Origin of the sequence: Ensifer sp. Root954 (assembly GCF_001429005.1) — a bacterium.
Lineage (GTDB): Bacteria > Pseudomonadota > Alphaproteobacteria > Rhizobiales > Rhizobiaceae > Ensifer > Ensifer adhaerens.
The window spans coordinates 46894-65694 of the sequence record NZ_LMJM01000004.1 but is presented as its reverse complement, the minus strand read 5'-3'; the positions used below and the strand labels follow the sequence as shown (position 1 = coordinate 65694).

Genomic DNA, 18801 nt, shown 5'->3' with positions numbered 1-18801 from the left:
AGGTCGGTCGGCGCTTGTGCCCATTAAAAGCACTTGACTCGGGGTTTTGTAAAGAAGTAACTAGTTAGTGCGTTAAGTGGGACTGACGAGGCCGGAGGAGGCCAGGGCGACAAGCGTGCGCCGCCACCTGCGAACCTGCATTTTCAACCCGTGTGGGACGGGGAACGCTCACCGAGGATATGGGAGGATTGGCATGTCGACCTTTATTAAGGATTTTATCGAACGCGAGACGGTAAGCCGTCGCAACTTCTTGTTTGCCGCTGCAGCAGGCGTGGGCGCCATGACGGTGCCGATGGCGTTCGGTCGCGGCACGGCGCAGGCTGCATTGACGGATCCGGCAATTGCCTGGAGCTATCGCGACCGGGCGTCTGCCTACTGGAATTCGGTCGTTTCCGGGGGCGAGGCTTTCGTGGAATCGCTCGGCAAGCCGAAGAGCGCACTCGTCAGCCTGATCAACGAGGGGTCTACGGAAAAGTCGCTCGCCGACATCAAGGCGTTTCTCGCCAAGAACAACGGCAATTGCGCGATCGCCTGCGATGCAAACGACAGCCCCAACGCCAGACCCGTTGTCGAGGCGGTTCAGGCAGCGGGCGCCTACATTTCAACGATCTGGAACAAGACCGACGACCTGCATCCTTGGGATTTCGGCGACAACTACGTTTCCCATATGACCTGGTCGGATGAGAAGCCTGCTGAACAGACCGCGCGGATCCTGTTTGAGGCGATGGGTGGTGAAGGTGGTGTGGTGCACCTCGGAGGCATCGCCGCCAACAACCCGGCAGTCGAGCGCCTGAACGGCCTCAAGAACGCACTCAAAGATTTCCCGAACATCGAGTTGCTCGATGCGCAGCCGGCCGACTGGGACACGCAGAAGGGTGCGGCCCTCATGGCGTCGTTCCTGACCCGCTACGGCGACAAGATCAAGGGCGTACACTGCGCCAACGACAACATCGCCTATGGTGTCATCGAGGCCCTGCGCGCCGAGGGTATCGAGGACATGCCGATCGTTTCCTATGACGGCAATCCGGAGGCCGTGCAGATGGTGCTGGACGGCAAGCTCCTGGCGACCGTCTTCACCAACCCGCACTGGGGCGGCGGCATCAGCGCGGCACTCGCCTATCACGCGGCGATCGGCAGCTTCAAGCCGTCCGAAGAGCCGAAGGAACACCGCGAGTTCTACGGCCCGACGATCCTGGTCACGGCCAAGGATGCCGCCGAGTTCAAGGCGAAGTATCTCGACTCCGTCCCGACCTACAATTGGACGGATTTCTGGGGGCCGTCCAACGGCCAGATCCAGTACTGAAATTTCGACCAGCTGGGCGGCAGCCTGTGTGCCGCCGCCCCGTTCCCCTTGTGACTTTCTAAAAGAGGGGTGTCTGACGTGACACGTCGCCTATCGCGCGAAACCTTGATCAAATGGGCGCCGCTTCTGGTGCTGATTGCGCTGGTGATCTTCTTCACCGCGCTCAACCCGACTTTCTTTTCCTCGCGGAACTTCGCCCGCATCGCGATTGCGGCAGCTCCGGCACTCATGGTTGCCGTCGGCGTCACCTTCATCATCGTCATGGGATCGATCGACCTCTCGATGGAGGGAACGGTTTCCCTCACGGCCGTGGCCTTTGCGTTCATCTTTGCCCATTTCGGTGGCTCGCTCGCCCCTTCCGGTTGGGTCGCCATTCCGCTTGTTCTCCTTCTCGGCGGCGTGATCGGACTGCTAAACGGGCTTGTCCATGTGAAGCTGAAGATACCGTCCTTCATGGCGAGCCTTGCCATGGGCTTCGTCGGGACGGGGGCCGCGATCCTGCTCACCGGCGGTGACATCGTCAAAGTAAGCGACGCGACCTTTCGGGGCCTGCTGACGGTGCGTTTGTTGGGTTTCCCGCTAATGGTCTACGTCGCTGCCTTCTTCCTCGTCGTTGCCTGGTTCATTCAGACCCACACCACGCTTGGCCGCAACTTCTACGCGGTTGGCGGCGGTGAGGATCTCGCGCATGCCTCGGGCCTCAATGTTACCCGCGTTCGCGTGACCGGCTTTGCGCTTGCCGGCGTCTTTTACGCCATTGCCGCAATCCTCGTGGTGGCGCGCATCGGCCAGGCGGAATCGGTGACCGGTGCGAACTTCATGTTCGTCTCCATCACGTCGGTCGTTGTCGGTGGCGTGGCGCTCTGGGGCGGCATCGGCGGCGTCTGGAACGCACTTGTCGGCGTGCTGATCGTGAACGTCATCGACAATGGCATGGTCGTCATCGGTCTGCCCGACTTCATCCAGGACGGCATGCTCGGCCTGCTCGTCATTCTTGCCGTCGTGCTTTCGACCGACCGCAAGATGCTTTCCTTCGTCAAGTGAGGCACGCCATGTACGAGCTCAAGGCTGTCGACAAGAAATTCCCCGGCGTTCACGCGCTAAAGGCAATCGACTTCCACATCAAGCGCGGCGAGATCGTCGGACTTGTGGGGGAGAATGGCGCTGGCAAATCCACCTTGATGAAGGTGATCTATGGCGCCTACCAGCCCGATGGCGGCAAGGTCCTCATCAACGGAACGCCCGTTCGCTTTGCCAATCCGCGCCAGGCGATGGAGAAGGGCATCGGGATGGTGTTCCAGGAGCAGTCGCTGATCCCGAACCTGACCGTCATGGAGAACATCTTCCTCGGCTATGAACGACAGTTCACCCGCTTCGGTGTCGTCGACTGGAAGGTTATGGCGAAAGCCGCACGCCGTCAGCTTGCCAAGGTGAAACTCGATATCGATCCGGCGATGGTGACGTCGAAGCTTTCCTTTGCCCAACGTCAGCTCGTCGAGCTCGCCAAGGTGTTGACGCTCGAAGAGCGCGTGGAGGGGGATCTCGTTATCCTGCTCGACGAGCCGACCTCGGTTCTGTCAAAGGAAGAGGTGCAGCTGCTGTTCAAGCTTGTGCGGGAACTGGTGACGCGGGCCTCGTTCATCTTCGTCTCGCATCGCATGGACGAGGTGATGGAACTTTCCGATCGCATCTACGTGATGAAGGATGGTGAGGTCGTGGACGTCGTCGACCGTGGTGCTGCCCCGGCCGAGGCCATCCAGCACAAGATGGTCGGTCGCAATGTCGACAAGCAATATTACCGCGAGCATCTGCAAAAGCCGTTCGACGCCGCAAAGGCACTCGTCGAGATGGACCAGGTGGGCCTTCCTGGCCGCATCCAGGACATCTCGCTCAAGCTGCATGCCGGTGAAGTGCTTTGTCTTGTCGGTACGGAAGGTTCGGGGCGCGAGGCAATCCTCAGGACGATCTACGGCATGCTGACGCCGAGCACCGGCCGTCTCCGCATCAAGGGAGGCGATGCGACCGATCTTTCACCGCGGCACGCGGTTTCTCGTGGCGTCGGCTATGTGCCCCGCGAGCGCAAGATCGAGGGCATTGTTGCTGGCATGAACGTCTACGAAAACATGACGCTTTCGCAGATGAAACACCGCTCGAAAGGTGGTGTGCTGCGCGTCGGCGAGGAGCGGGCGCTTGCCCGTGAATGGATCAAGAAATTGTCGATCAAGGCCCATTCCGAGTTTGCGGATTGTGGCAATCTTTCAGGCGGAAACCAGCAGAAAGTGGTTCTGGCCAAGTGGCGTTCGGCCGGTTCCGACATCATGCTGCTCGACCATCCGACGCGCGGTCTCGACATCGGCGCCAAGGAAGATGTCTACGGCATGATCCGCGCCATGAGTGCGGCGGGCGTCGGCATCGTGCTGGTTGCCGACACATTGGAAGAGGCAATCGGCCTTTCGCACACCATCATCGTCGTCAAGGACGGGCGCATCCAGAAACAGTTCGCCTGCGAACCGGGTTCCAAGCCCACGCCCTATGACCTTTTGCACTACATGATCTGAGGGACCAATGGATATTCAGCGCCTCAAACCGCACCTTCCCTGGATAACGCTCCTGGTGCTCGTCGCCGTCGTCGGCATCACCGATCCCGGTTTCCTGCGACCCACGAACCTTCTCGGCATTGCCGGCGACATCGTGCCACTCTTCATCATGGCGCTCGGTCTCACTTTCGCCATCTATATCGGCGGCATCGACCTGTCGGCCCAGTCGATGGCGAACATGGTGACGGTCATCGCCTCGGTTTACCTTGCCTCGCTCGGTGCCTGGGTTGCGGTACTTTGCGTCGTTGCCGGCTTTCTCCTTGGCACGCTATCCGGCTTCGTGACGACACGGCTTTTCGTGCCGTCCTTCATCTCCACGCTTGCGGTCGGCGGCGTTGCGTTCTCGGTTGCGCAGTGGCTTTCGGGTCAGCGCGCGCTCAACATGGACGCCGCTCAGCGCAACGAAACCTTCGGCTGGATGATTGGTCATACTTGGGGCGTCCCCAACGAACTCTTGATTGCCGCGGGGCTCGTGGCTCTCTGCCTCTTCATCGAACGGCGCACGACGCTCGGCCGCGTTTTGAAGGCGGTCGGTGCCGGCGAATTGGCCGCCGCCGCGTCCGGTATCGATGTTGCGCGCTACAAGATCCTTGCATTCGCGATCTCCGGTGCACTTGCGTCCATTGCCGGCCTGCTCTTTGCGGTCAAGCTCTCCGGCGGCGCACCGACGATCGCCAATGGATTCCTGTTGCCGGCAATCGTTGCCGTGCTGGTCGGTGGCACGCCTTTGACGGGCGGTGTCGGCGGCGTGATGAACACCGTGGTCGGCACCTTGATCGTTGTGGTCATCCGATCGTCGATGCTGTATTTCGAGATCGACGCGACCCGGCAGCAGATCGTCTTCGGCGTCGTGTTGATCATTGCCATTGCCCTGACGATCGATCGCGCCAAGCTGCGCACCGTGAAGTAGGAGAGTGGCGATGACGACCATGCGCGCCGCCGTGCTCACTGCCCCGAAACGCTTCGAGGTTCGGGAGGTCGCCTTGCCGATCGTCGGACCGGACGATGTGCTCGTCCGGGTCACGCGCACGGGCATCTGCGGTACGGACATTCATATCTTCAACGGCCACTACGCGGCTGACCGGCTTCCGCTCGTCCCAGGACACGAGTTCTGCGGAACCATCGCCGAGCGTGGCGCCAACGTCCGCCATCTTGCGGCCGGAGCACGCGTGGTGGTCGATATCAACATCGGCTGCGGCAGCTGCTATTGGTGCCGTCGCAACGAGGTTCTGAACTGCGCCGAGGTTACGCAGGTCGGTATCGGTCGGGACGGCGCCTTTGCCGAATATGTAGCGGTTCCGGCGCGACTGGCGATCCCGGTTCAGGCTGATATCGCCGATGCGGTGCTTGCGCTCACGGAGCCGGTCGCCTGCGTCGTTCGTGCGGCGCGCAAGGCGCAGGCGACGTTCGGCCAATCGGTCCTCATCTTTGGCGCCGGACCGATCGGAAACCTGCATGTGCAGATGATGCGCCTTGTCGGCGCGGCGCCGATCATTGTCGCCGACCTTTCGCCAGACCGTTGCCGCATGGCGATCGAGGCCGGGGCGGATGCGGCGGTGTCGGATCCAACCGAACTGAAAGCCGTGGTTCACAAGATGACCGGCGGACGCGGGGCGGATCTCGTGATCGAGAGCGTCGGCAACCGGAAGCTCTACGAACAGGCATTCGATCTTGCGCGACGCGGCGGCCATGTCGCCTTTTTCGGCATCACCCCGCCCGGCGAGACCGTAGCTCTCGACAGCCTGCGAACGGTGTTGGAAGAAGGGAGCCTCAAAGGTTCTGTTGCCGGGATGGGCGAGGATATGCACGACGCACTCACGCTTCTGTCGCATGGCCGGTTCCGCACGCAGGATTTCACCAAGGCAAGCTATCCGCTGGAGGCCATTCAGGAAGCCTTCGAGACGATCGGCGAGCGGCCGCAACACCTGAAGACCCAGATCGCCATCGCGGCGTAAACTATCGAAGTGGAGGTACCAGATGGACCAGACGAAGACGTTTCTTGCTCCCCCGTCCGCAGCGCGCAGCTTCGGGTTCTTCATCGACGGGCAGTGGAAAGAAGGGACCGACCACTTCGAACGCGCCTCGCCAGGCCATGGTACGCCGGTCACGCGCACCGTTCGCTGCACGATCGATGATCTGAACGCGGCGGTAGCTGCGGCGCGCAATGCCTTCGAGGACCGCCGCTGGTCCGGGCTTTCCGGGGCTGCGCGCGCCAGCGTTCTCTTGCGCGTCGCCGAAATCCTGCGTCGCCGCCGGGACGAGATCGCCTATTGGGAGACGCTCGAAAACGGCAAGCCGATCTCGCAGGCGCGCGGCGAGATCGATCATTGCATTGCCTGCTTCGAGGTCGGCGCCGGTGCCGCCCGCCTCCTGCACGGCGACAGCTTCAATTCGCTCGGTGACGACCTGTTCGGTATGGTACTGCGCGAGCCGATCGGTGTCATCGGCCTGATCACGCCCTGGAACTTTCCGTTCCTGATCCTGTGCGAGCGCGTGCCTTTCATCCTGGCGTCCGGCTGCACCATGGTGGTGAAGCCGTCTGAAGTCACCTCCGTGACCACGCTGCTTCTGGCCGAGGTTCTGGCCGAAGCCGGCCTGCCTGCCGGCGTCTACAATGTCGTCACCGGTTCCGGCCGCTCGATCGGGCAGGCGCTTGCCGAACATCCTGACGTCGACATGCTTTCCTTCACGGGATCGACGGCCGTTGGGCGCTCCTGCGTCCACGCTGCCGCCGACAGCAACTTCAAGAAGCTGGGCCTCGAGCTCGGTGGCAAAAACCCCATCATTGTCTTTGCCGACTCCGACCTTGAGGATGCCGCTGACGGCGCCGCTTTCGGCATCAGCTTCAACACCGGACAATGCTGTGTTTCGTCGTCGCGCCTGATCGTCGAGCGTTCTGTCGCGGCGGAGTTCGAAAAACTCCTGGTCGAGAAGATGAAAAAGATCCGGGTCGGCGATCCCCTGGACGAAGGCACCCAGGTGGGCGCCATCACCACTGAGGCCCAGAACGCCACGATCCTGGACTATATCGCCAAGGGCAAGGCGGCAGGCGCCAAGCTTCTCACCGGTGGCGAGACGATCGATCTTGGCCACGGCCAGTACATCGCACCGACGCTTTTCTCCGGTGTTTCCCGCGACATGGCGATTGCGCGCGACGAGATTTTCGGCCCGGTTCTGTGCTCCATGCATTTCGACACGGTCGAGGAAGCCATCCAGCTCGCCAATGATACGGTCTACGGCCTGGCGGCGAGCGTGTGGACGAAGAACATCGACAAGGCGCTGACCGTGACACGGAAAGTGCGTGCCGGCCGCTTTTGGGTCAACACGATCATGGCGGGTGGCCCTGAGATGCCGCTCGGTGGTTTCAAGCAGTCCGGTTGGGGCCGTGAGGCCGGCGTCTACGGGGTTGAGGAGTATACGCAGGTGAAGTCCGTTCACGTCGAGATCGGCAAGCGTTCGCATTGGATTGCATGATGTCGCAAGGCTATGATTATGTGATCGTCGGAGGCGGTTCCTCCGGTTGCGTATTGGCGGCGCGACTCTCTGAAAATCCGTCGGCGCGCGTCTGCCTCATCGAGGCCGGCGGGCGCGACAGTCATCCGCTGATCCACATGCCCGTCGGCTTTGCCAAGATGACCGCCGGTCCGTTGACCTGGGGACTGAAGACCGCGCCCCAGAAACACGCCAACAACCGTGAAATCCTCTACGCCCAGGCAAAGGTGCTCGGCGGTGGCTCCTCGATCAATGCGGAGGTGTTCACGCGTGGGCATCCTGGTGATTACGACCGCTGGGTCGAGGAGGGGGCTGACGGCTGGGGGTTCAAGGATATCCAGAAGTACTTCCTGCGCTCCGAGGGCAATACGATCCTCTCGGGCACATGGCACGGAACGGACGGCCCGCTCGGTGTGTCGAACATTCCCGAGCCGCAGCGCATGACGCGCGCCTTCGTACAAAGCTGCCAGGAACTCGGCATACCCTACAATCCTGATTTCAATGGTCCGCTCCAGGAAGGATCTGGCGTCTACCAGACAACAACCCGGAACAACCGCCGTTGCTCTGCAGCGGTCGGTTATCTCAGGCCGGCCCTGAAGCGCAAGAACCTCACGGTCATCACCGGGGCGCTCGTGCTGCGTGTCGTCTTCGAAGGGCGACGCGCCGTCGGCGTTGACTATCAGGTCGATGGCAAGCGGATGACCGCGCGCGCCGACAGCGAGGTGCTCTTGACCTCGGGTGCGATCGGCACGCCGAAGCTGATGATGCTTTCGGGCGTGGGTCCTGCCGCGGCACTTCGCAGCCACGGCATCGATGTGATCCAGGATCTGGCCGGCGTGGGCGAAAACCTGCAAGACCATTTCGGCGTCGATATCGTCGCGGAGTTGAAAGATCACGACAGCCTCGACAAGTACAACAAGCTGCATTGGTCGATCTGGGCGGGTCTTCAATACACACTGTTTAACTCCGGCCCAATCACCTCCAACGTGGTTGAGGGCGGGGCATTCTGGTACGGTGACAAGACGAGTCCCTATCCGGATCTGCAGTTCCATTTCCTCGCCGGCGCCGGCGCGGAAGCCGGCGTACCCAGTGTGCCAAAGGGTTCCTCCGGCATTACGCTCAATTCCTACACGCTGCGCCCGAAGTCGCGTGGGACTGTCACTCTTCGCTCAGCGGACCCGCGCGATCTTCCGATCATCGATCCGAACTTCCTTGCTGACCCCGAAGACGTGAAGATCTCGGTCGAAGGCGTCAAGATCAGTCAGGAGATCTTCGCTCAGCCTTCGCTGGAGAAGTACATCAAGATGAGGCACTTCCCGAGCCGGGATGTCCGCACGGAAGCGGACTACATCGCCTATACCCGCCAGTACGGTCGCACATCCTATCATCCGACGTGCACGTGCAAGATGGGGCGCGACGAGATGTCGGTGGTCGATCCGCAACTGCGCGTGCACGGGCTTGACGGCATCCGCATCTGCGACAGTTCCACCATGCCGAGCCTTGTCGGGTCCAACACCAACGCGGCAACGATCATGATCGGGGAAAAGGCCGCAGACATGATCCGCGGCAATGCCTGAGCAGGCTGGCCGATCGTAAAAAAAGGGCGGCTCGTGGGCCGCCCTTTTTCTGTCAGTCCCATTCAGGAACCCAGGGAAGTTGTCCTGGTTTGATGATGCGGTAACCGGTGGCCGTCAGCGCGTCGATCCTTTGCATGTCGATTGACGAGAGAGTGAAATCCATGATCTCGAAGTTCGCGCGGATGTTTGCCGGCTTGGTGGACATGGTATTGAGCGGAACGCCTTTCTGGATAATCCAGCGCAGCGCCACCTGTGCCGCGGACTTGCCGTAGGTCTCGCCGATCTCGGAAAAAAGGCCGTGTTTGAAGATCTCTCCACGGGCGATCGACGCATAGGAGGTGATCGGGATTCCTGTTTCCGCGGCGGCCGCGAGCAGTTTCTCCTGGTTGAGTAGCGGGTGGAATTCCACCTGATTGGTCACGAGCGGAACGTCGACGATGGACCGCGCTTCCCGCATCATGGCCGCCGTGTAGTTCGACACGCCGACAGATCTCGTCAGCCCTCGTTCCAGCGCGGATCGAAGCATGCGCAGCGAGGGGGCGATCTCTCCGTTGGCCGGCGGCCAGTGCAAGAGAAGAACATCGACGCAATCGGTCTTCAGGGCTCGAAGGCTCGTCTCGACCGAGGGGAGAAACGTCTCGTCCGTGTAGTTGTCCGGATGCACTTTCGTGGTGATGCAGAGTTCAGAACGGGGAACGCCGCATTCCGCCAGTGCTTCGCCGGTGTCAGCCTCGTTCCCATACATCTGCGCCGTATCGAAGGCACGATAGCCGACGTCGATAGCGGCCTCGATCGCTCGTCGCAGTTCGTCCCCCTTCAGCGGGTACGTGCCAAAGCCGCGCTGAAAGCTCTTCTGGAAGTAGATGTTCATGCCTCCCCCTTGGTCGATTGCCGAGCTGGCGTCGAATGCCGGTCATTCGAAAATCGCGCCGGCCGGCTTGTCTTGTCGCGAATTAACATATAACTAGTTAGTTACTTCAGGCAATGAAAAACGGAGGATCAGCAGATGAAGAAGGTGAAGAGCGCGCAGGAGGCGGTGCGGCTCATCAAGGATGGCTCGGTCGTCGCCGTGAACTCTTCGTCCGGCCTTTGCTGCCCCGATGCGGTGTTGAAAGCGCTCGGCGAGCGCTTTGACAGCGAAGGCCATCCGCGCGGCCTCACATCCATTCACCCGATCGCCGCCGGCGACTTTTTCGGGACGCGCGGCGTCGATCACATCGCCAAGCCCGGAATGCTGGTGAAGATCATCGGCGGCTCCTATCCCTCCGGACCAAGCAACGCCGAGCCGCCGCTCATCTGGCAAATGATCCTGAAGGAGGAACTCGCCGCCTTTAACGTGCCCTCCGGCATCGTCTTCGACATGCTGCGTGAAGGTGCTGCCAAGCGTCCGGGCGTGCTGACGAAGGTGGGGATGGAGACCTTCGTCGATCCCGAACAGGATGGCTGTGCCATGAATGACCGGGCGCGGGCTGAACCGATCGTCAAGCGCGTGTCGTTCGAGGGCGAGGACTGGCTGCATTTTCCGGCCATCCGCCCCGATGTGGCGATCATTCGCGCAACGACCGCCGATGAGAAGGGCAACCTGACCTTCGAACAGGAAGGGGCGACGCTCGGCGCGATGGAAATGGCACTGGCAGCCCGCAATTCCGGCGGTCTTGTGATCGCTCAGGTCAAGCGCGTGGCGGCAAGTGGCACCCTTCGTCCCCACGATGTGCGCGTGCCCGGCATCCTCGTCGACATCATCGTTGAGGCGCCGGATCAGCTGCAGACGACGGCAACGCCCTACGACCCGGCGATCTCGGGCGAGCTCTTCCGGCCGCTCGAGACGTTTCGCACGCCGGCGCTGGACGTCGGCAAGGTGATTGCTCGACGTGTGGCGCAGGAGCTCGAGGATGGCTGGGCAGTCAACATTGGCTTCGGCATATCAGCCAACGTGCCACGGATACTCATCGAGGAAGGGCATCACGGCAAGGTCACCTGGGTGATCGAGCAGGGCGCTGTCGGCGGTGTTCCACTGCTCGACTTCAAGTTCGGCTGTGCATCCAACGCTGAGGCCTTCGTCGCCTCGCCGCATCAGTTCTGTTACTTCCAGGCGGGCGGATTTGACTGCTCGCTGCTGTCCTTCCTGGAAATCGACGCCGAGGGCTCGGTCAATGTCAGCCGTCTTGCGGCCACCCCGCACCGTACGGCCGGCGCCGGCGGCTTCGTCGACATCACGTCGCGCGCAAAGAAGATCGTCTTCTCCGGCAACTTCAATGCCGGCGCCAAGATGCGCGTCGAGGATGGTCGGCTGGTGATCGACAAGGAGGGCCGCATCGCCAAGTTCGTGCCGAAGGTCGATCAGGTGAGCTTCTCCGGCAAGCGTGCCCGCGCTCAAGGGCAAGACATCAGCTACGTCACGGAGCGCTGCGTCATCCGTCTCGACAGCGAGGGGCTCGTTGTCACCGAAGTTGCGCCGGGTCTCGACCTTCAACGGGACGTGCTTGATCAGGCGGCAACGCCCCTTCGGGTTTCAAAGACGCTGAAGCGGATGGATGGCGCCCTGTTCCGCCCCGAAGCCATAGGGCTTTCGCTGTGAGTGATGCGCGGATTGAACTGGTCGTCACTGATCGCATCGCGCGGCTGACGCTCCGTCGTCCGGAGAAGCTGAATGCGATCGATGCGGATATGGTAGACGCGCTTTTACAGGCCTGTCGCACCATCGAGCGTTCTGACGCGGTCGTGGCCATCCTCTCTGGCGAAGGCGAGAGATCATTTTGTGCAGGTGGTGACATCGACGCATGGAGCAGTCTCGATGCCGATAGGTTCTCCCGTCGCTGGCTGCGTGATGGCCACGACGCCTTCGATGCGCTGGCGCGCCTTTCCGTGCCGCTGATCGCCGTCTTGAACGGGCATGCGCTCGGCGGCGGATTGGAACTCGCCGCCTGTGCCGACCTGCGCATAGCCGAGGCGCATGTGAAGATTGGCCAGCCGGAGCCGGGGCTTGGCATCATCCCCGGATGGTCGGGCACGCAACGCGCCTCGCGCCGGTTCGGAGCCCAGCTGGTGCGACGCATGGCGCTTTTCGGCGAGGTCTACGGTGCCGGGGAGGCGCTGTCGCTCGGGCTTGTCGACAGGGTGGTTGCAAAAGGCGAGGGGCTTGCCGCTGCACAAGTCGCTGCCGAGCGTGTGCTGCAACGTTCGCCGCGGGCGACGGAACTCACCAAGATGCTGATCAATGCGGCCGAGGGTGAAGAGAGCGAACGCGTGGTTGAGGCGCTTGCTGGCGCGGTGGCAGCAGCGTCGAGCGACCTGATGGAGGGGCTTGCGGCCTACCGTCAGAAGCGTTCGCCAAAGTTCAATCGATAGGTCGGCGCCGTTCTCCCGGTGACCCGGCCCTTGATGGCGGTGTGTCATGAAATCTGACGATAAAGAATTCCTCGCAGACCTCTTTCGCGCTGCGATCGAGGCTGCGGACCCGGAAAATGCCCTGCGCGCCCATCTCCCGAGCGAGCCACGCGGACGGACCGTCGTCATTGGGGCGGGCAAGGGGGCGGCCCAGCTCGCCGCCGCTTTCGAAAGGCTCTGGCGCGGTCCGCTCGAAGGCGTTGTCGTCACGCGCTATGGTTATGCCGCCCCGTGCACGCGCATCCGCGTACTTGAGGCCTCCCATCCCGTGCCCGATGCAGCCGGATTGCAGGCAACGGATGCGCTTTTCGAGGCTGTGCGCGATCTTACCGAAGATGACCTTGTCGTTGCGTTGATCTGCGGTGGCGGTTCGGCCCTGCTGCCGTCTCCGCCGGGCCAGCTCACGCTGGAAGAGGAGGTGCTATTCAACCAGACCCTGCTTGCAAGTGGCGCGCCGATCTCTGTCATGAACGCCATCCGCAAACAGGTCTCGGGTATCAAGGGCGGTCGTCTTGCGGCCGCCTGCCATCCGGCAAAGGTCGTCACCTTGGTGGTGTCGGACGTGCCGGGTGACGATCCGGCGCAGGTTGCCAGCGGGCCGACCATCCCGGACATGACGGATCGCGCGCTGGCGCGGAACCTGGTTAAGACCTGGGGCATTGCCCTTCCGGCGCGGGTTGCCGCGTGGCTGGAGGGCAACGAAGGTCTGGCGCCTCTCCCAGGCGATCCGGTCTTTACGAGGAACGAGGTCCGGGTGATCGCGTCTGCGAACCTCTCGCTGGAGGCCGCCGCCGCCCGCGCTGCGTCACTTGGCGTTCCCGCGGTCATCCTCTCCGATTCGATCGAAGGGGAGGCTCGCGACGTCGCGCGCGTTCACGCGGCCATTGCGCGTGAAGTCGCCGGTCGCGGCCGGCCGTTCTCGCGCCCTGTCGTCATTCTTTCGGGTGGAGAAACCACCGTCACGATCAAAGGCGGCGGCAAGGGCGGGCGCAACACGGAGTTTCTGCTTTCCCTCGCTCTTGCGGCCGACGGGATCGGCTTCTCCGCAATCGCCGCCGATACCGATGGCATCGATGGCTCGGAAGACAATGCCGGCGCCTTTGCCGACGGGCAGAGCATGGCGCGCTTGCGCAACCTGGGGTGCGATCCTTCGGCCCTGCTTGCCAACAATGACGCCTGGACGGCCTTCCATCATCTCGGCGACCTGTTCGTTCCCGGGCCGACCGGAACCAACGTCAACGACTTCAGGGCAATCCTGATCCGCTAACCCGCGCCGTTGCCGGCGCGGGTTCGGCGTTGCTCAGGCCGGAACGGGCGCGTCGTCGCGCAGGAGGCCCTTGTGCTTCAGGTCCGCCCAGAAATCTGTCGGGATCGGATGCGAGAACCAGGCCAGGTTCTGCTCCAGCTGTTCGATCGTGCGCGTACCCGCCATGAAGGATGGAACGGCGGGATGGGCGACAACAAACTGCAGCGCGGCTGCGGCCAGTGGCACATTATAGGCGGCGCAGACGGCTTCGATCCTTGCAACTTTTTCAAGGATTTCGCGCGGTGCCGGCGCATAGTTGTACTTCGCACCTTCCCTGGCGCCGGTCGCGAGGATCCCCGAATTAAACCCGCCGCCCACGACAACGGCGGCGCCGCGCTCCTGGCAGAGCGGCAAAAAGCTATCAAGCGCATCCTGTTCGAGTAGCGTATAGCGCCCCGCCAGCAGGAAGCAGTCGAAGTCGCGACGCAGCAACGCTTGCTCGCAGACCTGCCATTCATTGACGCCCACACCGATGGCCTTCACGACCTTCTCGGCTCGCAATCTTTCCAGCGCCCGCCAGGCGCCGTCCATCGCCTGCTCGAACACTTCAGGTTGCTCGCTGCCGCGCGTGAAGACGTCGATATCGTGGATGAAACACATGTCCATGCGCTCCAGTCCCAGTCGTTGCAAGCTGTCCTCGAAAGCCCGCATCGTCCCGTCGTAGCTGTAGTCAAAATGCATCGTGAAAGGTGCGGCATTCGTCCAGGGGGCAAAATCGATCGTGTCGCGCCGCGCCGGGCGCAAACGCCGGCCCACCTTGGAGGCGAGCACGAAGTCGTCACGTTCCTTCCAGCGCAGGGCATGACCCGTGCGCAGCTCGGCGAGGCCATGGCCATACATCGGGGCGGTGTCGAAGAAGCGGACGCCGGCCTCCCAGGCGCGCGCGAACATTGCTTCCGAGGTCGCCTCGTCGATCTCGCGAAAGATGTTGCCGAGGGGTGCCGTTCCGAAGCCGAAGGCGGTCACCTCCAGCTCCGTCCTTCCGAATTTTCTCTTTTGCCCAGGGTGCATGTTTTCCTCCATAAGTAACTGAATGGTGAATAGTATGCATGGCCCTAAACGGCTGTGCAAGCAGCATCCTTTTCGGCCTCCAAGTTTTTCGTCTTGACGACATCCGGCTTCAGAATATATGTAACTAGATAGTTACTAGAGATGAGGCGAGGCAGATGTATCTCACCGAAACGCAGGAGCAGGTGCGCGACATGGCGCGTGCCTTTGCCGACGAAATGATCCGCCCGATGGCAGAGGAGCTCGACCGCGAGGAGCGCTTCCCGGTGGGGCTTTACGATGAAATGGCAAAGCTCGGCCTTTTTGGCATCGGCGTGCCGGAAGAACTCGGCGGGCCGGGGTTCGATACGCTCACTTACGCACTTGTCATGGAGGAGCTGAGCCGCGGCTACGCATCCGTTGCCGACCAGTGCGGCCTGATCGAACTCATCTCGACCTTGCTCGTCCGCCACGGGACCGAAAGCCAGCAGGCGATGTTGCCTAATATCCTCGGCATGCGCGCCAAGGTCGCCTATTGCATCACCGAGCCGGAAGCCGGCACTGACGTTTCGGGCATCCGCACCACGGCAGAGCGTGACGGCAACGGCTGGCGGCTCAATGGCGGCAAGATCTGGATCCACAACGCGCCGGTCGCTGACTACGGCTTCGTACTGGCCAGGACCGACAAGGAAGCGGGAAACCGCGGCATGTCGATCTTCATCGTCGACCTGCACGCCGCGGGTGTCGAAAAGGGGCCCAAGGAACACAAGATGGGACAGCGGGCGAGCCAGGTCGGCGCGCTGAATTTCGACGACGTCAAGCTTTCGGCCGACGCTCTCTTGGGCACGGAAGGCCGCGGCTTCCACATGATGATGTCGGTGCTCGACAAGGGTAGGGTCGGCATCGCGGCGCTCGCCGTCGGTATCGCCCAGGCGGGGCTCGAAGCGGCGCTCGACTATGCCGGGACACGCAAGCAGTTCGGCAAGGCCATCGCTGATTTCCAGGGTGTGCAGTGGCTCCTTGCCGACATGGCGAAGGACATCGAGGCTGCCCGTCTGCTCGTCCATTCGGCCGCTTCCAAGATCGATAGCGGCGCCGACGCCACCAAGGCCTGTTCGATCGCCAAGTGCTTTGCCGGTGATGTGGCCGTGCAGCGGACGGCCGATGCAGTGCAGGTCTTTGGCGGCTCCGGCTACATTCGCGGGTTCGAAGTCGAACGCCTCTACCGCGATGCGAAAATCACGCAGATCTATGAGGGCACGAACCAGATCCAGCGCATGATCATCGCGCGCGAACTCCTGAAGAAGGGCGCACGGGCATGACCGGGTCTGAGCCTCGCCCCGTCGCACTGGTGACCGGTTCCTCGCGCGGGATCGGGCTTGCCGCCGCAGAAGCCCTGGCGCGGGAAGGATTTGCGGTCGCGCTCAACGGACTGCCGGATGATGCCGAACTGCCGTCAGCAGTCGAGCGGATCGCCGCTTACGGTGTCCCGGTCATGGCTGCGGCCTTCGATGTCAGCGCGATTGCCGGCCACGATAGCGCGCTCGCAGCGATTGAAGCCGAACTGGGCCAGATCACGACGCTCGTCAACAATGCGGGTGTCGGCGTTCTCAGGCGCGGCGACATGCTGGAGGTGTCGGAGGAAAGCTGGGATCGCTGCTTCGCCGTCAACACCAAGGGTATGTTCTTTCTGAGCCAGGCCTTTGCCCGGCGTCTTGTCGCCCGTAGCAAGGGCGCGCTCTTCCATTCGATCATCAATGTCACCTCGTCGAATGCCGTCGCGGTGGCCGAGCAGCGGTCGGAGTACTGCGCGTCGAAGGCGGCAGCCGCGATGATCTCCAAGACGCTCGCCGTCCGGCTTGGACGGGAAGATGTCGCCGTCTACGACGTCCAGCCTGGTCTGATCGCCACGGAGATGACCGCACCCGTCATCGACGCCTATCGCGAGCGGGCGGAGGAGGGGCTCACGCTCTTCCCGCGCGTCGGAAGGCCCGAGGAAGTCGGTGCCCTGATCGCATCGCTTGCGGCGGGGCGTCTTCCCTACACCACCGGAATGACGATCCCGGCTGACGCCGGCATGCTCGTCCCGCGCTTTTGAGGTCCCCATGAAAATCGCGCTTCCCGATACTGATGGACGCCTGTCCGACTATGCCCTCATCGGCACGCCGATCGCGGCTGCGACACTTGGCAGGAACCCGGCGCGTGTCGTCTATTCCGCGGCTCACGTGGTCGCCGACCCGTTCACAGCCAGCGATCCGTCCGGCCGCGCCGCCGTCGACTGGGAAAAAACCATGGAGTTCCGCCGCTATCTCGCGGGCCTCGGGCTCGGCATCGCCGAGGCGATGGATACGGCGCAGCGCGGCATGGGCCTCGACTGGCCGGGCGCTCTGGAACTGATCCGCCGCACGCGGGAAGAACTGCCGGACGCCGTCGTCGCCAATGGCTGCGGCACTGATCATCTCGACCCGGCGACCGTCACCAGTATCGAAGATGTTCGGAGAGCCTATCTGGAACAGGTCGAGGCGATCCAGAAGGTCGGCGGGCGACTTATCCTCATGGCGTCTCGTGCCCTGGTGCGGGTCGCTGAGCGACCGGACGATTACGTCAAGGTCTATTCCGATGTGCTAGCCGCCTGTGACGCGCCTGTGATCCTGCACTGGCTGGGCGAGATGTTCGATCCGCAGCTCGCCGGCTATTGGGGCAGCAGGGATTTCGACCCGGCGATGCAGACCGCGCTTGCCGTCATCAACGCAGATGCAGCCAAGGTCGACGGCATAAAAATCTCCCTTCTCGACAAGGAGAAGGAAATCGTCATGCGCCGCCGGCTGCCTGCCGGCGTTAAGATGTACACGGGTGACGACTTCAACTATCCCGAACTGATCGAGGGCGACAGCGAAGGATTTTCGCATGCCTTGCTCGGTATATTCGACCCCCTGGCCCCGGCTGCGGCTTACGCGGTGGAGAGGCTTGGCGAAGGGGATCGCGCAGGCTTTCGCGCAACGCTTGATCCGACCGTGCCGCTCGCGCGGCTGATCTTCCGGGCACCGACGCAGTACTACAAGACCGGCGTCGTCTTCCTTGCCTGGCTGAACGGCTTTCAGGATCACTTCGTGATGTTGAATGGCGCGCAGGCCATGCGGCCGCTGCCTTACTTCGTCGAGCTGTTCAGGCTCGCTGACCAATGCGGGCTCCTGCGCGATCCGGCGCTTGCCGTGGATCGGATGAAGAAGCTGCTTGCGCTCTATGGAGCGTAGCCATGCGTGATTTCACCACCGACCATTCCGCCCTGGCGCTGAACACCGCCAGCCTCGGGCACAACCTCGATGGCCATGGGGCGGGCTGGTCGCCCGAGCGCATTATCGACGCCTGTGCGGAACGTGGCTTCGGCTCGATCGTCTTCTGGCGCCGCGAGATCGGCTCGCGCGCGATTGAAATCGGCGAACGAGCGCGGGCATGCGGCCTCTCGATTGCCGGTCTCTGCCGCACACCGTTTCTCGTCGGTGCGGAAGCTGTCGATCGACAAAGCGTCATCGACGAGGCGAAGGCCGCGATCGACATGGCCGCGGGACTTGGAGCATCGGTGCTGACGATCGTCGTCGGCGGCGTGCATCCGGGAACCAAGGGCACGGGAGAGAGCCTGAAGATCGTCGCCGAGCGTGTCGGCGAGATCGCGCCCTATGCCGCCGGCCGAAACGTCAATCTGGCACTCGAGCCGCTCAATCCTGTTTATGCGGGGAACCGGTCCTGCCTGACGACGCTGCGCGATGCCGTCGATATTTGTGATGTGGTCGGGGCGACCAATCTCGGCGTCGCCATAGACGTCTACCATGTGTGGTGGGACAGCGAGATCCAAGCCCAGTTGCAGCGCGCGGGCGCCGAGCGGATCTTCGGCTATCACCTCTGCGACTGGCTCGCCGACACGCGCGAAGTGCTTCTCGATCGCGGCATGATGGGCGATGGGGTCGCTGACCTGAAGTCGCTGCGACGGAGCGTCGAAGACGCGGGTTATGCGGGTCCCTGCGAGGTCGAGATCTTTTCCGCAAACAACTGGTGGAAGCGGGACCCGAGCGAAGTCCTCGACGTGATGGTCGAACGCTTCCGCACAATCTGCTGACGATTTGGGAGGCAAACATGAAGATCCTGGTCACCGTC

General features: G+C 62.5%; 16 protein-coding genes. 14 read left to right on the top strand and 2 right to left on the bottom strand.

Going from position 1 to position 18801, the window contains the following annotated elements; genetic code table 11:
• Positions 1 to 193: 193 nt before the first annotated feature.
• The 7 genes from ASE71_RS04875 (at position 194) to ASE71_RS04845 (ending at position 8969) form a co-directional block, all read left to right on the top strand.
• Positions 194 to 1303 carry a sugar ABC transporter substrate-binding protein gene (locus ASE71_RS04875; protein WP_060520394.1) on the top strand — a complete coding sequence of 370 codons (1110 nt, stop codon included), beginning with the start codon at positions 194 to 196 and terminating at the stop codon, positions 1301 to 1303.
• A gap of 78 nt (positions 1304 to 1381) precedes the next feature.
• Complete coding sequence (locus ASE71_RS04870) at positions 1382 to 2347, top strand: ABC transporter permease (RefSeq protein ID WP_034801603.1); 966 nt, start codon at positions 1382 to 1384, stop codon at positions 2345 to 2347.
• Positions 2348 to 2355: 8 nt separating this feature from the next.
• Positions 2356 to 3861 (top strand): sugar ABC transporter ATP-binding protein, encoded by a 1506-nt coding sequence (locus ASE71_RS04865; protein ID WP_060520395.1) that lies wholly within the window; start codon positions 2356 to 2358, stop codon positions 3859 to 3861.
• A 7-nt stretch (positions 3862 to 3868) separates the two neighbouring features.
• A complete protein-coding gene (locus ASE71_RS04860) occupies positions 3869 to 4810 on the top strand; it encodes an ABC transporter permease (RefSeq protein ID WP_060520396.1) in 942 nt (313 codons plus the stop codon).
• Positions 4811 to 4820: 10 nt separating this feature from the next.
• Positions 4821 to 5855: a zinc-dependent alcohol dehydrogenase gene (locus tag ASE71_RS04855; RefSeq protein ID WP_060520397.1), complete on the top strand. Its 1035-nt coding sequence runs from the start codon at positions 4821 to 4823 to the stop codon at positions 5853 to 5855.
• Between the two features lie 22 nt (positions 5856 to 5877).
• Positions 5878 to 7374 carry an aldehyde dehydrogenase family protein gene (locus tag ASE71_RS04850; protein ID WP_034801567.1) on the top strand — a complete coding sequence of 499 codons (1497 nt, stop codon included), beginning with the start codon at positions 5878 to 5880 and terminating at the stop codon, positions 7372 to 7374.
• Positions 7374 to 8969 carry a GMC family oxidoreductase gene (locus ASE71_RS04845; RefSeq protein ID WP_060520412.1) on the top strand — a complete coding sequence of 532 codons (1596 nt, stop codon included), beginning with the start codon at positions 7374 to 7376 and terminating at the stop codon, positions 8967 to 8969. The genes ASE71_RS04850 and ASE71_RS04845 overlap by 1 nt, the downstream gene beginning before the upstream one ends.
• A 52-nt stretch (positions 8970 to 9021) precedes the next feature.
• Here ASE71_RS04845 and ASE71_RS04840 read toward each other — a convergent pair whose 3' ends face one another.
• Positions 9022 to 9840 (bottom strand): aldo/keto reductase, encoded by an 819-nt coding sequence (locus ASE71_RS04840; RefSeq protein WP_060520398.1) that lies wholly within the window; start codon positions 9838 to 9840, stop codon positions 9022 to 9024.
• 135 nt (positions 9841 to 9975) lie between these two features.
• On the opposite strand from ASE71_RS04840, the gene ASE71_RS04835 reads away from it, so the two are divergent.
• The 3 genes from ASE71_RS04835 to ASE71_RS04825 are packed head-to-tail and all read left to right on the top strand — an operon-like array spanning position 9976 to position 13623.
• Complete coding sequence (locus ASE71_RS04835) at positions 9976 to 11547, top strand: acyl CoA:acetate/3-ketoacid CoA transferase (protein WP_060520399.1); 1572 nt, start codon at positions 9976 to 9978, stop codon at positions 11545 to 11547.
• On the top strand, positions 11544 to 12317 hold the full coding sequence (locus ASE71_RS04830) for an enoyl-CoA hydratase/isomerase family protein (protein WP_060520400.1): 774 nt from the start codon (positions 11544 to 11546) through the stop codon (positions 12315 to 12317). Before ASE71_RS04835 ends, ASE71_RS04830 begins: the two co-directional genes overlap by 4 nt.
• Positions 12318 to 12363: 46 nt before the next feature.
• The gene (locus tag ASE71_RS04825; RefSeq protein ID WP_060520401.1) at positions 12364 to 13623 is read left to right on the top strand and encodes a glycerate kinase; all 1260 of its coding nucleotides are present in this window, start codon (positions 12364 to 12366) and stop codon (positions 13621 to 13623) included.
• A 33-nt stretch (positions 13624 to 13656) separates the two neighbouring features.
• On the opposite strand, the gene ASE71_RS04820 is transcribed toward ASE71_RS04825, so the two are convergent.
• On the bottom strand, positions 13657 to 14673 hold the full coding sequence (locus ASE71_RS04820) for an aldo/keto reductase (RefSeq protein WP_060520402.1): 1017 nt from the start codon (positions 14671 to 14673) through the stop codon (positions 13657 to 13659).
• A gap of 155 nt (positions 14674 to 14828) precedes the next feature.
• Between ASE71_RS04820 and ASE71_RS04815 the strand changes: the two genes are divergently transcribed.
• Genes ASE71_RS04815 through ASE71_RS04800 form a run of 4 tightly spaced genes read left to right on the top strand, consistent with a single transcriptional unit; the run spans position 14829 to position 18763 of the window.
• The gene (locus ASE71_RS04815; protein ID WP_060520403.1) at positions 14829 to 15971 is read left to right on the top strand and encodes an acyl-CoA dehydrogenase family protein; all 1143 of its coding nucleotides are present in this window, start codon (positions 14829 to 14831) and stop codon (positions 15969 to 15971) included.
• The gene (locus ASE71_RS04810) at positions 15968 to 16747 is read left to right on the top strand and encodes a 3-ketoacyl-ACP reductase (protein WP_060520404.1); all 780 of its coding nucleotides are present in this window, start codon (positions 15968 to 15970) and stop codon (positions 16745 to 16747) included. Before ASE71_RS04815 ends, ASE71_RS04810 begins: the two co-directional genes overlap by 4 nt.
• A 7-nt stretch (positions 16748 to 16754) precedes the next feature.
• Complete coding sequence (locus ASE71_RS04805) at positions 16755 to 17903, top strand: dihydrodipicolinate synthase family protein (RefSeq protein WP_060520405.1); 1149 nt, start codon at positions 16755 to 16757, stop codon at positions 17901 to 17903.
• A gap of 2 nt (positions 17904 to 17905) precedes the next feature.
• Positions 17906 to 18763 (top strand): sugar phosphate isomerase/epimerase family protein, encoded by an 858-nt coding sequence (locus ASE71_RS04800; protein ID WP_060520406.1) that lies wholly within the window; start codon positions 17906 to 17908, stop codon positions 18761 to 18763.
• Positions 18764 to 18801: the final 38 nt, after the last annotated feature.